The organism is Arthrobacter mobilis (assembly GCF_012395835.1).
Taxonomy (GTDB): Bacteria; Actinomycetota; Actinomycetes; order Actinomycetales; family Micrococcaceae; genus Crystallibacter; species Crystallibacter mobilis.
This window is the reverse complement of the sequence record NZ_JAAZSQ010000001.1, coordinates 163903-178985: the sequence shown is the minus strand read 5'-3', so window position 1 is coordinate 178985 and position 15083 is coordinate 163903. Positions and strand designations below refer to the sequence as shown.

Below are 15083 nucleotides of genomic sequence, written 5' to 3'. Positions count from 1 at the left end.
GTCATTCCGCGGCGCGGCCCGGAACCCCGGGACGCCCGGAACCGGCCGCTGGCGGGCACCGCCGGATCGGGGCTAGACTCCCCGCAGACTGTCAGTGCCGCCGCGGAAAGGGAAGGTCCTGCCATGGCCGGAGGAAAACCCGCAGTTACTCCCGAACACATCCTCACCGGCCACACCCCGGAGATCGTGGACCTGGCCAACCAGCTGCGCGGGCTGGTCCGGGCCGCCGCCGCGGAGCTGGCCGAAACCGCCTACCCGGTCTGGCACGCCATCGGCTACCGCCACCCGGCGGCCGGCTACGTCTGCGGGATCTTTCCCTACGCGGACCATCTGAAGGTGTACTTCGAGCACGGGCGCTTCCTGCCCGATCCCGCAGGAGTCCTGGAGGGCGACGGCCAGCAAACCCGCTATGTGCGCATCCAGGATGAGGACGAGCTCGCGGCGAAAGCCCCGGCACTGGCGGACCTGGTGACGGCAGGCATCGGCTTCAAAAACTGAGCGTCAGCCCTTCACGCAGAGCACGGTGCGCAGGTGCTGGACGACTTCGACCAGGTCCTGCTGCGCGTCGATGACCGAGTGCAGGTCCTTGTACGCTGCCGGGATTTCGTCCACGATGCCCTGGTCCTTGCGCGACTCGACCCCTTTAGTCTGGGCGACCAGGTCGGCCACCGTGTAGGTCCGGGTCGCCGCATGCCGGGACATCCGCCGTCCGGCCCCGTGGGCGGCGGACTGGAAGGACGCTTCGCTGCCGCGCCCGCGCACCACATAGGAGCCGGTGCCCATCGACCCGGGAATCAGGGCCAGCTCGCCCTTGCCGGCCCGGATGGCGCCCTTGCGGGTGACGAGCATTTGCTGCCCGTCGACGATCTCCTCGGCCACGTAGTTGTGGTGGACGTTGATTGTTTCGCCGAAGGTAGGTTTCGCCGCGGCGAAGTGCCTGGCCACCTGCTCCTTAACCAGGCCCATCATCACCGCGCGCGAGCGGGCGGCGTAGTCCTGGGCCCACCACAGGTCCCGCCGGTAGGCCTCCATCTGCGGCGTGCCGGCCAGGAACACCGCCAGGTCGCGGTCCACCAGCCCGCGGTTGTGCGGCAGGCTCCGGGCGACCTCGATGTGCCGCTCGGCCAGCTCCTTGCCGATGTTCCGCGAACCCGAGTGCAGGGTCAGCCACACGAAGCCGTCCTGGTCCACGCACACCTCGATGAAATGGTTCCCGCTGCCGAGCGTGCCCAGCTGGGCATGGGCGCGGGACTCGAGCTTCTGCACGCCGGGATGCAGGTCCTTGAAGCCGTTCCAGAAGGCCTTCATCCCGTGCTCGAGGCCGAGGCGCGACAGGTCCACGTCCCTGCGGTGTGAGGCGGTCCCCACGGGGATGGCCGATTCGATGGCGCGCCGCAGCCGGTGCAGGTCGAACAGGTCGGCCTCGGTCAGCGACGTCCGGACGCCGACGACGCCGCAGCCCAGGTCCACGCCAACCGCGGCCGGGCAGACCGCGTTCGGCATGGCGATGACCGAGCCGACCGTCGCGCCCTTGCCGAGATGGACATCGGGCATCACCCGCACACCGTAGACCCACGGCAGGGAGCCCATGTTGCGCAGTTGCTGCAGGGCCGCCGGCTCGATCTCGCGCTCATTGGCCCACATCAGGACCTGATGGTCCGTGCCGCGGAGCTCTACCGGAAACATGGCCGCCCTTCCCTCCTCCCCTCTTCCAGTATCCCGCGGCAGGGGCCGGCGGAACCGGCCGCGGCCCGAAATGACCGGTAGTTGAGGAGACCTGCCCCGCCTGCGGACCCAGGGGCGTTCCGGCAGCCTCCAACACGCCGTCCAGGGGCAAAAACGCGGCGGCAGCCATGACGTACAACACACTTGAGGTGGTGCCCGTGCGGCGCAGGCCCTGCCGAGCCTGCCGGCGCGCCGGCGGAGGTCGTTTCCGGATCAGGGGGGGTCCCACGTTGAGGATTATCGTTGTCGGCGCCGGTGCCTGGGGGTTGCCTTCGGCAGCGGAGCTCGCCACCCGAGGCCATCAGGTCACGTTGATCGACCGGTTCGGCGTGGCGAACACCCTGTCGTCCTCGTACGGCCCGACACGGATGTGGCGGATACCTGATCCCGATCCCGGACGAGTACGGCTTTCCCGGCTGGGACTGGAGGCGATGAAGCGGCTCTCGAGCCGGGCCGGAACACCGGTCTTCCGGCAGAAAGGCATATTGTGGCGCGACACGAAGTCACTTCCGCGCCTGCGATCGACGCTTCTGGCGGAGGGTGTGGATTTCACGGAGGTCGAGTCGAACCGGGTTGCAGAGTATCTGCCCGGCCTGGCGGCGGACGGCCGGGACGCCATCTGGCAGAAGGACGCCGGCGTCGTGCTTGCCGAGGCCAGCCTGCAGGCGCAGCTCCGGCTGTTTTCCACGGCCGGCGGGACCTTCCTGGAGGGCCGGAGCGTGGTGGACCTTGCCGCGACTTCCGGGAGCGCCCGGGCTACCCTGGCCGACGGCACGAAGATTGAGGCCGACGTCGTCGTGCTCGCCGCCGGGCCGGGAAGCAATTTCCTGCTCCCGATGCTGGGCCTGTCGGCGCCGCTGCGGCCCTACCTGGAGCAGGTCGTCCACTTCGGAGACGCTGACCGGCGCAACGCCACGGAGAACTACCCTTGCTTCTTTGACGGTCCCCACGAAGGAGTGCCCGGCATCTACGCCATGAGTAGTCCCGGCATAGGTTACAAGGTCGGTCTTGACCGTCCGCTTCGGGACTATCTCGAGGGTGACCCGGACCGGACGCCGGACGAAGGGCGGACGAACGCGATTCGGGAGAGGGTGCGGGCAAACCTGACCTCGCTGGATCCGGACGGCCTCGATGCACAGGTCTGCGTCTGGACCGACACTCCCGACGGCCAGTTCATCATCGATTCCCCGATCCCCGGCGTTGTGGTCGCCTGCGGCGACGCCGGCGAAGGCTTCAAGTATTCGGCCCTGATGGGGATCATTGCCGCCGACCTGGCTGAGAACAAGCAGCCGGAGGCCGACATCAGCCCGTACCGGATGAGCCGGTTCGAACAGCACGGTGTCGATTGGGGAGCCCCGACAGCCTTGGGCCGTTGAGCGGGCAGCCGCTGGCCGGGTAGCGGGGAACGAGCGTACCGGGACCTGGCGATCGCATCACCAGGTCCCGGCACGGCCGCGGGCGGCCTGCCCGGCCAGCGGTTACCCGCGCAGGCGCCCGCCCTGCGGGTCGTAGAACGGACGCCGGGAGACCTGGGCCGGGACGAGGCGGCCCCTGCACTCCACGGTGAAGGCTCCGGACAGGTTCGTATCGGCTGCGACGGAGGCGATGCCGACGGCGCTGCCCAGCGTGTACCCGTAGCTGCCGCTCGTGATGCGGCCAACCGGCTCGCCGTCGCAGAACACCGTCTCATCGTGGACGAACAGCGGTTCCGGGTCCTCCAGGCGCACGTACAGGACCCGCCGGTCCGGGGCGGCAGGGTCGAGCTTGGCCAGCGCGTCCCGTCCCACGAAGCCGCCCGGCTTGTCCAGTGCCACGGTGAAGCCGAGGCCCGCCGAATACGGATCGTCCGCCGGGCCGATGTCGTGGCCCAGATGGCGGAACCCCTTCTCGCTGCGCAGGGAGTCGAGCGCGTGGTACCCGGCCATCCGGACGCCGAGGTCCTGGCCGGCCTCCCACAAAGCGTCGAAGACATTGACGGCCAGGTCGGCGCTGGGGTACAGCTCGTACCCCAGCTCCCCCACGAAACTCACCCGGAGGGCGTACGCGAAGCCGTCGGCCACCTCCACGGTCCGGCCCTCGGTGTAGCCCTGCGCGGCGTCGGACCAGTCATCCGGTGAGACGCGGCTGAGCAGCTCCCGGCTCTTCGGACCCATGACGCCGATGGTGGCCAGGCCGGCCGTCGCGTCGAACACGGCGGCTGCCCGGCCCTGGGCCAGGCGCCGCAGGTGCCAGAGCGTCTTGTCCTGGCTGAAGGCGGGGGTCACCACCAGGAACCTGTCCCCGGCCAGCCGCGTGACCGTGCCGTCCAGCTCGATCCCGCCGGCCTCGTTGAGCAGCAGGGTGTACACGGCCTTGCCGACGCGGACGTCGACGTCGGCGGTGCAGGCCTGCTGGCAGACCGCCAGCGCGTCCGGGCCGGCCACCTCGATCTTCGCGAAGGAGCTCAGGTCGAACAGCACCACGCCTTCCCGGGCGGCCCGGTGCTCCTGGCCCACCCTGTCGAACCAGTTCTGCCGGCCGTAGCTGTACTCGTACGCCGGCGTGCTGCCGGGCTCGCCGTACCAGTTCGCCCGCTCCCAGCCATTGAGCTCGCCGAAGCAGGCGCCCAGCTCCGCAAGCCGCGAGTGCAGCGGCGAACGCCGGACGTTGCGGGCGGTCGCGGGCTGCAGCTGCGGCCAGTGCATGGCGTAGAGGCGTCCGAGCCCTTCCTTGGTCCGGGCGTGGAGGTAGCGGCGGTTGCTTTGGTGGCGGGAGAAGCGCTGGACGTCCACGGACGAGGCGTCGAAGCCCGGGGTTCCGGAGATCACCCACTCGGCCAGTTCCTTGCCGGCGCCGGGCGCGAAGATGATGCCCTGCGAGTTGAAGCCGGCCGCCACGAACAGGTTGGCCACCTCGGAGGTCTCCCCGAGGGCGAAGTTGGCGTCCGGGGTGAAGCTCTCCGGGGCGTTGAGGAAGCGTTCGTACCTGGTCCAGGCGAGGGCAGGCACGGCGGCCTCGGCCTTGCCGCGGATCGGCGCGAAGTGCTCCCAATCGGCCGGGAACTCCGCGAAACCGCCCCGGGAAACCTCACTGACCGTCCGCGGCAGCCCGTCCGGCTCGAAGGCCCCCACCAGCAGGCGCCCCAGCTCGTGGCGGATGTAGTAGCTGTTGTCCAGGTCCCGGAACACGGGCAGCCCTGGCACGGCGCCGTCGATCTCCGCGGTCCGCACATGCACGTGCTCGGCGGCGTAGAGCGGGACGTGGGCGCCTGCGCCCGCCGCCAGGTCCCGGGTCCACAGCCCGCAGGCCAGCACCGCCCGCTCACACTCGATGGCCCCCTGGTCCGTGACAACGCCGGTGACACGCCCCCCGGACTGGATGACCCCCGTGACGGATACGTTTTCCCGGATGCCGACGCCGAGCCCGGCGGCGCACTTGGCGAACGCCAGGGCGGCATAGCCGGGATTGATATGCCCGTCGCCGGGCAGGAAGAGGGCGCCGAGCACGCCCTCGGTGCGCGCCATTGGCCACAGCCGCCCGAAGCCGGCCGGGTCCAGGATCTCCGCCACCGTGCCCTGCCGGCGGGCGACGTCGCACGCATAGTGCATCTCATCCACCCGCCCGGGAGTCCGGGCCACCATCAGCGAGCCGCACTGCTGGAAGGACACGTCAAGTCCCGAGCGCTCCTGCAGGCCGGCGTAGGTCTCGAGGCCGTACTGCGCCAACTTGGTCAGTGCCGCCGTCGTCCTCCCGCCGGTGACCAGGCCTGCCGCGTGCCAGGTGGTGCCGCTGCCCAGGACGTTGGCCTCCAGCAGCAGGACGTCCCTCTCGCCGGCCGCGGCCAGATGGTAGGCGATGCTGGCGCCGACGATTCCGCCGCCGACGACGACGGTGCGCGCCCGGGCGGGCAGCGGCCCGCGGGCTTCATCGGTGAAGGCTGACGCGCTGATGGTGCGGTCGACGAGACGGTCCATGGGTCCTCGCTTCTGTCGTGGGAAAACCGGTGTAAGGACGGGCTGAAAGGATGCGGGGCAATTCTCTCCGGTTGCGGGGATTGGCCCTCATGCTATCCTCCAATAATAAGGCATTATTGTGAACCGTATCACACCGGATCCGAAGGGAAATCATGCCCACACCTGCCAGCCCGACCACGGCCCCGCCGGGATCCGGGGCGGCCCTGCCGGAAGACCACCCCCGCCGCAGGCTGATCCTCGATGCCGCTGAGCGCCTCCTGGCGGCGCACGGTTACGACGGGATCCGTCTCCGGGACATCGCCAAGGAAGCCGGGATCTCGATTGGCCTGATCCAGCACTACTTCGAAACGCGCGACGACGTTGTCCACGAAATGCTGGTGACCGCCTGCGAACGCAGGGCACGGGACTGGCAGCAGCTCGCCCTGCGGAAGCAGGACCCTTCGGCCAAGGTCCGCGCGCTCCTCGAGGGAGCGGTAACCAACCACGAGCACTGCACGGTGTGGCTGGAATCCTGCGCAGCGGCGAGCCGCCACAAGGAAGTGCAGCCGGTGGTGGCCAGTACCAACAACACCTGGCGCGACGCGCTCATGGCAGCCATCACCGAAGGCGTGGCCGCCGGCGATTTCGAGCCGGCAGCTCCCGTGGAACAGATCGTCGACATCTTCGTGGCACTCATCGACGGCCTGATCCTGGCCGTGGCGACGCGGGACCCGAAGATCACCCCGGACTACACGGCAACCCTCCTGCTGGCCACTGCCCGCGCCCAACTCCGCTCCGATCTGGGCGGCTGATCCGGCACCCGCCGCAGGGACCGCCGCGGGTGCCGGAGGGTTTCCGGATGTTGCCGAAATGAAAACTGTTCGTAAACCCCTTGCCCCTGCTTCCGCTCCCCGGCTAGGGTCTGACTTAACAAAGTGATTAGTGATACAAATCACTTATTTGGCACAGCTAAAGGGGATGTTCGATGACGGCCATCATGGAAAACGAGCAGCCCATTGGCGGCCGCATCCGGGCGGCCCGCGAGCTGCGCGGGATCTCGCTGCGCCGGCTGGCGCAGGCCACCGGCCTCAGCTCCGGCTTCCTGAGCCAGCTGGAGAACGGCCGGTCGAACGCCAGCGTGGCCACGCTCAAGAAGCTCGCCGCCGCCCTGGGCGCCACGACCGCGGAACTCATCGACGGCACCTCCCCGGAAGGCAGGGTGCTGCGCAAGGCGGACCGGCCGGCTTTCCACGACGGCGACGGCCTGGTCAAGTACCTGCTCACCCGCACGCCGCAGCGGAACCTGGAGGTGTACGCCGGCGAGATCGAACCCGGCGGCGGCACCGGCGAAGAGCTCTACGTCCACGGCAATGCCCAGGAGGTACTGGTCTGCCTTACCGGGCAGGTCGAAGTGCGGCTGGCCGCCGAAACCTACGTGCTCGACGGCGGCGACAGCATCGAGTACCTCTCCTCGACTCCGCACGGCCTGCGGAACATCGCGGGCACCCGGTCCGAAGTCATGTGGATCATCAGCCCGCCCACTCCCTGAACCATCGACAGTCAGCCCGTTCAACACTCAAAGGAGACACCATGTCAGCAAGCACCCGGCGCCGCGCCAAAGTCCTCCCGGTGGGCATCGCAGCCACCGCGGCCCTGCTCCTGTCCGCCTGCGGGGGCGGCGCCGGCGGGGCAGCTCCCGCCGAGGTCGACCTGGGCAGCGGACCGGCGCAGGCGGGCACCGTCAAGGCCGGCGCCCTCGAGGGCGTGAACATGACCTTCGCCTCCTACGGCGGCATCTACCAGGACGGCCAGATGGCCGCCGCGATCACCCCGTTCGCCGAGGAGTCCGGCGCCCGCGTCCTTTCCGACGGGCCGATGGAGTACGCCAAGATCCAGGCCCAGGTCGAGTCCAACAATGTCACCTGGGACGTGGTGGACACCGACTCGAACTGGGCAGCCGGCCAGTGCGGCAAGCTGCTGCAGAAGCTGGACTACAGCATCATCGACAAGTCCAACATCCCCGAAGGCCTGGCCAGCGACTGCTACGTGCCGGCCATGCAGTATGCCACGGTGATGGTCTACAACACCGAGAAGTACAGCGACGCCCCCACCACCTGGAAGGACTTCTTCGACACGAAGAAGTACCCGGGCAAGCGCGCGATCCAGGGCAACGACGCCGGCGCGGGCATCTTCGAAGGGGCCCTGATCGCAGACGGTGTGGCACCGGAGGACCTGTACCCGCTCGACATCGACCGGGCGCTGGCCAAGCTGGACACAATCAAGGACAGCCTCGTGTACTGGAGCACGGGCGCCCAGGCGCAGCAGATGCTCGAAGCCAAGGAAGCCGACATGGCCGTCGTCTGGTCCGGCCGGGCCTTCGGCGCGGTGGAGAACGGTGCACCGTTCGAGCCGGCCTGGGACACCGGCGTGGTCGTGATGGACGTGCTCGCCGTGCCGACCAACGCGAAGAACCCCAAGGCCTCCATGGCGCTGATCAACTACTACCTGGGCAAGGAACAGCAGGAGAAGCTGACCGAGGAAACCTCGTACTCGCCCGTCCATCTCGAGGCCAAGCCCGAGGTCAATGAGAACGGCCGCAAGTTCCTGATCACCGAGCCGGAGATCGCCGAAAAGGTCATCGTCTCCGACTTCGCCTGGTGGGGCGAGAACTACGCCGACGTGCTCGAGAAGTACACGGCCTGGGTCTCCTGATGAGCGTTTCGCTGAAAGATCCGGTGCGGCAGGCCGGCCAGGCCCGCCGCACCGGCGGCGCGGCGGCGGCCTCCGGCCGCCGTCCGCTGCGGCTCAGCCCGGTCCTGCTGCTGCTGCCGGCCCTGGCCCTGATGGCGGGGGTGTTCGCCTACCCGCTGGCCGAGGCCATGTGGCGCAGCGTGGCGTACCCGGCGCCCGGGCCGCAGAACTACCAGTGGTTCGCTGCCGACGCCGGCAACTGGGCGGTGCTCGGCCGGACCCTGTGGGTGGCCCTGCTGTCCGCCGCGATCTGCCTGGTGCTGGCCTACCCCTATGCGTACTTCATGGTCATTTCCGGGCCGAAGCTGCGTGCGGCGCTGATGGTGATCGTGCTGATTCCGTTCTGGACCTCGCTGATGATCCGCAGCTTCGCCTGGATCATCCTGCTGCAGGACAACGGGCTGGTCAACGGCCTGCTGGCAGTCCTGGGCCTGGGCCCGTTCGAGCTGATCCGCAACACCACCGGCGTCCTGGTCGGCATGGTCCAGGTGCTGCTGCCGTTCATGGTGCTGCCGCTGTATGCGTCCATGAACAATGTGGACCTGCGGCTGATGCAGGCCTCCAGCAGCCTCGGCGCCCGGCCGTTCGTGTCCTTTACCCGGATCTTCATGCCGCTGGCCATGCCCGGCGTGGTCTCCGGGTCCCTGCTGGTCTTCATCCAGGCGCTGGGCTTCTACATCACCCCGGCCCTGCTGGGCTCGCCCGCGGAGATGATGATCTCGCAGTACATCTACATGCAGGTCAACGGCCAGCTCCAGTGGGGCCGCGGCAGCGTGCTCGGGGTCATCCTGCTGGTGGCGACCCTGGCGCTGCTGGGGCTGCTGGCCCTGCTGATGAAGAAGAGCAAGCGCGCCGCCGGCGACGAAGGAGGCCTGCTGTGAAGCATTCGGTCCTGACCCGCTCGCTGCTGTGGGTGTACGCCGGCCTGGTCGCGTTCGTGCTGATCGCCCCGACCGCCGTCGTCATTCCGCTCAGCTTCACCGACAAGGCATCGCTGAACTTCCCGCCCGCGGGCTGGTCGCTGCGCTGGTACGAGAACTTCTTCCAGGACCCGGCCTGGATGTCCGCCTTCGGCAATTCGGTGCTGGTCGCCGTCGTCGTCGCCGCCCTGGCCACGGCGGTCGGCACCGCCGCGTCCGTCGGCCTGCAGAAGTGGACGCGGCGGCGGGCGGCCAAGTCCCTGCAGGCGCTGCTGCTGGCTCCGATCGTGGTGCCCGCGATCATCCTGGCGATCGGCGTGTACGCGATCTTCCTGCAGGCACAGATGCTGGGCACCTTCGCCGGCTTCGTGCTGGCCCACACCGTGCTCGCGGTGCCGTTCGTCGTCGTCTCCGTCACCGCCGCGCTGGCCGGTTTCGACCAGCGGCTGGCGACGGCGGCGGCGAGCCTGGGAGCCAACCGCTGGACCACCTTCCTGAAGGTCACGCTGCCGGGCATCCTGCCCGGCGTGGTCTCCGGGGCGCTGTTCGCGTTCGTGACCTCGTTCGACGAGGTGGTCCTGTCCATCTTTATCAAGAGCCCGTACCTGGAAACCCTGCCGGTGAAGATGTACGCCTCGGTCACCAGGGACACGGACCCGACCATTGCCGCCGCCGCAACCATGATCATGCTGCTGACCACCGTCATCATCGCGGTGGGGCTGCTCAGCATGCGCAGGAGGAAAAATGTCTAGTCAGCTGGCCGGGGCCGGAACCCGGATCGACATCCAGAACGTCACCAAGCGCTACGCCAAATCCGTCGCCGTGGACGACGTCTCGCTGACCGTCGAGCCCGGCGAATTCATCACCCTGCTGGGCCCGTCCGGATCCGGCAAGACCACCACGCTGAACCTGGTCGCCGGCTTCACCGACCTGACCAGCGGGTCGATCGAAATCGACGGCCAGCGGGTGGACAATGTGCCCGCGCACAAGCGCGGCCTCGGCGTCGTCTTCCAGCACTACGCGCTGTTCCCGCACATGACGGTGGCGGAAAACATCGCCTTCCCGCTGCAGCAGCGCAGGACGCCGAAGGCCGAGCAGAAGACGCTGATCGAGGACGCGCTGCGGACCGTGGGCCTGTCCGGCTACGGGGACCGCTATCCGCGCCAGCTCTCCGGCGGCCAGCAGCAGCGCGTGGCCTTCGCCCGCGCCATGGTCTTCAGCCCCCGGGCGCTGCTGATGGACGAGCCCCTGGGCGCCCTGGACAAGAACCTGCGCGAAAAGCTGCAGCTGGAGATCAAGCGGATCCACCAGGAAGTTGGCAGGACCTTCGTCTTCGTCACCCACGACCAGGAAGAGGCTTTGATCCTCAGCGACCGCATCGCCATCTTCAACAACGGCCGGATCGAACAGGTAGGCACCAGTGCCGAACTCTACGAACGGCCCGCGAGCCTGTTCGTGGCCCGGTTCATGGGCGAGTCCACGGTGTTCCGCGCCCCGGTCGAGGCAGCCGGCCCGGACTGGTCCATGGACTTCCACGGCACCAGGCTCCGCGGCCCGGCAGCCGGGCAGGTCCCGGGCCGGGGAGCCCTGGTCCTGCGGCCCGAACAGCTGCGCGTGGCACCGCGGGCCGGCGACGCACCCGGCGGCGCCGTGAAGGTCCCGGTGAAGGTGGTGCAGAACATCTACCTCGGTTCCGGGCACAAGTACGAGCTGCGCCTGCCCGACGGTTCCACCGGCATCGTGCGCACGCCCCTGGCCGAAAGCAACGGCCTGCGGCCCGGCGACGACGCCGTCGTCTACTGGTCCGACCGCGACGGCGTGCTGCTGGAAGACTCCGACCTGGTCTCCACCACCTGACCGTACCGGCCGCGCCCCACCCCACCCGATGACCACCGAGCACAGCAAAGGAACACCATGACCATCAACGGCAACGTCTCCTTCTGGTACGCCGCGGACGGGCTGCCCGTACCCCGGCCCGCACTGGCAGGAAATGCGACGGCGGACGTCGCCATCGTCGGCGCCGGCTATACCGGCCTGTGGACGGCCTACTACCTGAAGAAGGCGCAGCCGAAGCTGGATATCGTCGTGCTGGAAAGCCGGTTCGCCGGCTTCGGTGCCTCGGGCCGCAACGGCGGCTGGCTGACCAACAGCATCACCGGCGGCCGGGAGCAGTACGTCAGGAGCCACGGCCGCCAGCTGGTGGGCCGGTTCCAGACGCTGCTGAACGAGACGGTGGACGAGGTCATCGCCGTCGCCGGGGCCGAAGGGATCGACGCCGGCATCCGCAAGGGCGGCGAGCTGGTGGTGGCCAGGAACCCCGCCCAGCTGCACCGCCTGCAGGCCCAGGCTGCGGCCGAAGCCGGCTGGCCCGAGGCCGGCGCCCGGCTGCTGAGCGCGCAGGAATCCAACGACCAGGTGCGGATCGCCGGCACCCTCGGCGGGCTCCACCACCCGCACTGCGCCCGCATCCAGCCGGCCAGGCTGGTGCGCGGCCTGGCCGCCGCCGCCGAACGCCTCGGCGTGCGCATCTACGAAAACACCACCGTCACCGAGATCCGGCCGCGGCAGGCGGTCACGGCCGCCGGCACCGTCCAGGCCACCTGGGTGCTGCGGGCCACCGAAGGGTTCACTGCCAACCTCAAGGGCGCCCACCGCGAGTGGCTGCCGATGAACTCCTCCATGATCGCCACCGAGCCGCTGCCCGCCGAGGTGTGGGACGAGATCGGCTGGGACGGCTTCGAGACCGTTGGCGACATGGCCCATGCCTACATGTACGCCCAGCGCACGGCGGATGACCGGATCGCCCTCGGCGGCCGCGGCGTGCCCTACCGGTTCGGCTCGAAGACCGATACCGACGGCGCCACCCAGCCGCAGACCATCACCTCGCTCACGGCGATCCTGCACGACATGTTCCCGGCCACCCGCGGCGCCCGCATCGACCATGCCTGGGCCGGGGTGCTCGGCGTGCCCCGGGACTGGAAAGCCACCGTCGGGCTGGACCGGGAGACCGGACTCGGCTGGGCCGGCGGCTATGTCGGCACCGGGGTCGCCGCCACCAACCTGGCCGGACGGACGCTGCGCGATTTGATCCTCGAGCCCGGCAGCGAACTGACCACCATGCCGTGGGTGAACCGGCGGGTGCGCCGCTGGGAAATCGAGCCGGCCCGCTGGCTCGCCGTCAAGGCGCTCTACACCGCCTACCACGCGGCGGACCGGGCCGAAAACGCCGGCCGCGGCTCGACGTCGCCGATCGCCAAGGCCGCGGACCTCGTCTCCGGCCGCGCCTGACTTACCGCCGCCCGACCAGCCCGCGCCGGCACCGGCGCAGGAAAGGAAGCCATGTCCACCGCCACCATCCACCTCGCCGCCGCTCCGCAGACCGACCTCGGCACACCGGCGCCGAAGCCGACGTCGCTGACCGCGCAGACCGAGGCCGCCCAGGAAATCTGGACCGCCGACCAGCTCTCGGTCGGTGTGTGGGAGTGCTCGCCCGGCACGTTCACCGCCGTGCGCGACGGCTACCACGAGGTCTGCCAGCTCCTCGCCGGCCGGGTGACCATCACCGCGGACGGGCAGGCCCCGGTCCAGGCCCGGGCCGGGGACACCATTGTCATGCCCGCCGGCTGGCAGGGCACCTGGGAGGTTCATGAGACGGTCCGCAAGACCTACGTGACCCTGGACCTCGCCTGATGGCTGCCGGTGTCCCTGCCGCAGTTCCGACAGGGACACCGGCAGCGGGCTACCGGGGGTGGTGGGAGGGCTGCAGACCGTACACCGGGGTGTCCAGCCCCTCCATCCGGGCCTTGAGCTGCAGGGCCAGGTACAGCGAGTAGTGCCGGCTCTGGTGCAGGTTCCCGCCGTGGATCCAGAGGTTCTCCACATTGGTCGGCTTCCACATATTGCGCAGCTCGCCCTCCCAGGGACCCGGGTCCTTGGGCGTATCCGACCCGTAGCCCCAGCACTTGCCCACCCGGTCGGCCACCTCCGGCGAGACCAGGTCGGCCAGCCAGGAATTCATGGAACCGTACCCAGTGGCGTAGACAATCAGGTCCGCCTCCAGCTCGGTCCCGTCCTCGAGCACGACGGCACTGCCGGTGATCTTCTCCACTTCGCCGCGGGCCAGCTTGACCCGGCCGTCGATGATCAGCTGCGAGGCACCGACGTCGATGTAATACCCGGAGCCGCGGCGCAGGTATTTCAGGAACAACCCGGAGCCGTCGGCGCCGAAGTCCAGCTCGAACCCGGCGGCCTTCAGCTGCGCGTAAAACTCCGCGTCCTGCTCGGCCATCTTCCGGTACACCGGGATCTGCGCCTCGGGCAGGATCCGGTAAGGCAACGAGGCAAAGAGCATGTCCGCCTTCTCCGTGGTCACGCCGCTGGCCAGCGCGCGCTCGGAATACAGGTCCCCCAGGGCCAGGTCCATCAGCGATTCGCTGCGGGCAATGTGCGTGGAGGACCGCTGGACCATGGTCACCTCCGCGCCGTGCTCCCAGAGGTCGGCGCAGATATCGTGTGCCGAATTGTTCGAGCCGATGACCACTGCCTTCTTGCCCGTCCAGTCGCCGCCGCCGGGATGCCGGGAGGAATGGTGCTGCTGGCCGAGGAAGGAAGCGGCGCCGTCGAACGCCGGAATGTTCGGGTAGCCGGACACCCCGAGCGCGAACACCAGCTGCCTGGGCCGCAGGGTGACCGGTTCGCCGTTGCGCACCACGTCCACCACCCACTCCCCCGCGGCCTCGTCGAAGCTGGCCTTGGTGCATTCGGTGCCTGACCAGTAGTTCAGTTCCATGATCCGGGTGTACTGCTCCAGCCAGTCACCGATCTTGTCCTTGGCAGCAAAGACGGGCCAGTCGTCCGGGAACTTCAGGTAGGGCAGGTGGTCGTACCAGACCGGATCGTGCAGGTGCAGGGACTTGTACCGGTTGCGCCAGGAATCCCCCGGCCTGGCGTTCTTTTCGACGACGATGGTCGGCACGCCCAGCCGGCGCAGCCGCGCGGCCAGGCCGATGCCGCCCTGCCCGCCGCCGATAATCACGCAGTAGGGCTGCTCCTCGTAGCCCAGCCGGGCCTCGGCCTCCTGCTTGAGCTCGAGCCACGACCGGCGGCCCCTGGTGATTTCGTGTGCCACGCCCTGCTCGCGGTTGGGTCCCTTCTTCTCCTCGAACCCCTTCAGCTCCTGCATGGTGGTCAGCAGGGTCCAGCATTTGCCGTCCCGCAGCCGCAGGTGCGCCCAGCCGCGGGCCGCCCCGGTCTCGAAACCGGCCCAGGCCTGCACGGCATCCCCGTCCCCGGATGCGTCCTCGGTCAGGTGCCAGCCGGAAGGCTTCACGTCCTCCAGCCTGCCGGCGAGCATGCTCCGGATCTCGTCCCTGCCTTCGAGCGTCTTCAGGTTCCAGGTGAAGGAGACGAAGTCCCGCCAGTAGCATTCCTCGCCGAAGAGCGCCAGGGCGCCGTCGAGGTCCCGGGCCTGCAGGGCCCGGTCGAACTCCGCCAGCCAAGCCTCGGCGGCGGCAGTGGGTGAAGCAGTCATGTGCACTCCTTTGTGTCCAAGGGTCGGTCCCGTTCGGGCTCGCACCGGCAGGGGCGCAGCGCGTATGCTGATGCGGACGTGACCGGCGTCACTGGTAGGGACGCGACCAGTACAGCGCCGCAGGGGTTGCAGCGGCGTTGCATGGGCGCTGCCGGGCGGTCCCGCGGGGCGGGACAAAGCGGCGACCGAGCGGCAGGAAGGACGTGATACGTGCCTGGCTACCAG

At 69.1% G+C, this 15083-nt stretch carries 13 protein-coding genes; 10 read left to right on the top strand and 3 right to left on the bottom strand.

Annotated features, from left to right (window positions below):
- Positions 1 to 123 precede the first annotated feature (123 nt).
- Positions 124 to 498: a DUF1801 domain-containing protein gene (locus HGG74_RS00870; RefSeq protein WP_168484457.1), complete on the top strand. Its 375-nt coding sequence runs from the start codon at positions 124 to 126 to the stop codon at positions 496 to 498.
- 3 nt (positions 499 to 501) lie between these two features.
- Here the strand turns inward: HGG74_RS00870 and HGG74_RS00865 are convergent, their stop codons facing one another.
- Positions 502 to 1686, bottom strand: a complete 1185-nt coding sequence (locus HGG74_RS00865) for an RtcB family protein (RefSeq protein WP_168484456.1) — start codon at positions 1684 to 1686, stop codon at positions 502 to 504.
- A gap of 197 nt (positions 1687 to 1883) precedes the next feature.
- Between HGG74_RS00865 and HGG74_RS00860 the strand changes: the two genes are divergently transcribed.
- Positions 1884 to 3101, top strand: coding sequence for an NAD(P)/FAD-dependent oxidoreductase (locus HGG74_RS00860; RefSeq protein ID WP_205761111.1), 1218 nt, complete (start codon positions 1884 to 1886; stop codon positions 3099 to 3101).
- Between the two features lie 102 nt (positions 3102 to 3203).
- Here HGG74_RS00860 and HGG74_RS00855 read toward each other — a convergent pair whose 3' ends face one another.
- Entirely contained in the window at positions 3204 to 5678 is a 2475-nt protein-coding gene (locus HGG74_RS00855; RefSeq protein ID WP_168484454.1) for a GcvT family protein, read from the bottom strand.
- Between the two features lie 152 nt (positions 5679 to 5830).
- Between HGG74_RS00855 and HGG74_RS00850 the strand changes: the two genes are divergently transcribed.
- The 8 genes from HGG74_RS00850 to HGG74_RS00815 all read left to right on the top strand — a co-directional run bounded on the left by HGG74_RS00850 (position 5831) and on the right by HGG74_RS00815 (position 13018).
- A complete protein-coding gene (locus tag HGG74_RS00850; RefSeq protein ID WP_168484453.1) occupies positions 5831 to 6469 on the top strand; it encodes a TetR/AcrR family transcriptional regulator in 639 nt (212 codons plus the stop codon).
- 173 nt (positions 6470 to 6642) lie between these two features.
- Positions 6643 to 7206 (top strand): helix-turn-helix domain-containing protein, encoded by a 564-nt coding sequence (locus HGG74_RS00845; RefSeq protein ID WP_168484452.1) that lies wholly within the window; start codon positions 6643 to 6645, stop codon positions 7204 to 7206.
- A 41-nt stretch (positions 7207 to 7247) separates the two neighbouring features.
- Complete coding sequence (locus HGG74_RS00840; protein WP_168484451.1) at positions 7248 to 8369, top strand: ABC transporter substrate-binding protein; 1122 nt, start codon at positions 7248 to 7250, stop codon at positions 8367 to 8369.
- A complete protein-coding gene (locus tag HGG74_RS00835) occupies positions 8369 to 9289 on the top strand; it encodes an ABC transporter permease (protein ID WP_168484450.1) in 921 nt (306 codons plus the stop codon). The genes HGG74_RS00840 and HGG74_RS00835 overlap by 1 nt, the downstream gene beginning before the upstream one ends.
- Positions 9286 to 10080 carry an ABC transporter permease gene (locus HGG74_RS00830; RefSeq protein WP_168484449.1) on the top strand — a complete coding sequence of 265 codons (795 nt, stop codon included), beginning with the start codon at positions 9286 to 9288 and terminating at the stop codon, positions 10078 to 10080. Before HGG74_RS00835 ends, HGG74_RS00830 begins: the two co-directional genes overlap by 4 nt.
- The gene (locus HGG74_RS00825; RefSeq protein ID WP_168484448.1) at positions 10073 to 11185 is read left to right on the top strand and encodes an ABC transporter ATP-binding protein; all 1113 of its coding nucleotides are present in this window, start codon (positions 10073 to 10075) and stop codon (positions 11183 to 11185) included. The genes HGG74_RS00830 and HGG74_RS00825 overlap by 8 nt, the downstream gene beginning before the upstream one ends.
- Positions 11186 to 11242: 57 nt before the next feature.
- On the top strand, positions 11243 to 12616 hold the full coding sequence (locus HGG74_RS00820) for an NAD(P)/FAD-dependent oxidoreductase (RefSeq protein ID WP_168484447.1): 1374 nt from the start codon (positions 11243 to 11245) through the stop codon (positions 12614 to 12616).
- Positions 12617 to 12667: 51 nt separating this feature from the next.
- The gene (locus HGG74_RS00815) at positions 12668 to 13018 is read left to right on the top strand and encodes a cupin domain-containing protein (RefSeq protein WP_168484446.1); all 351 of its coding nucleotides are present in this window, start codon (positions 12668 to 12670) and stop codon (positions 13016 to 13018) included.
- Between the two features lie 49 nt (positions 13019 to 13067).
- Here the strand turns inward: HGG74_RS00815 and HGG74_RS00810 are convergent, their stop codons facing one another.
- Entirely contained in the window at positions 13068 to 14858 is a 1791-nt protein-coding gene (locus tag HGG74_RS00810) for an NAD(P)/FAD-dependent oxidoreductase (RefSeq protein ID WP_168484445.1), read from the bottom strand.
- Positions 14859 to 15083: the final 225 nt, after the last annotated feature.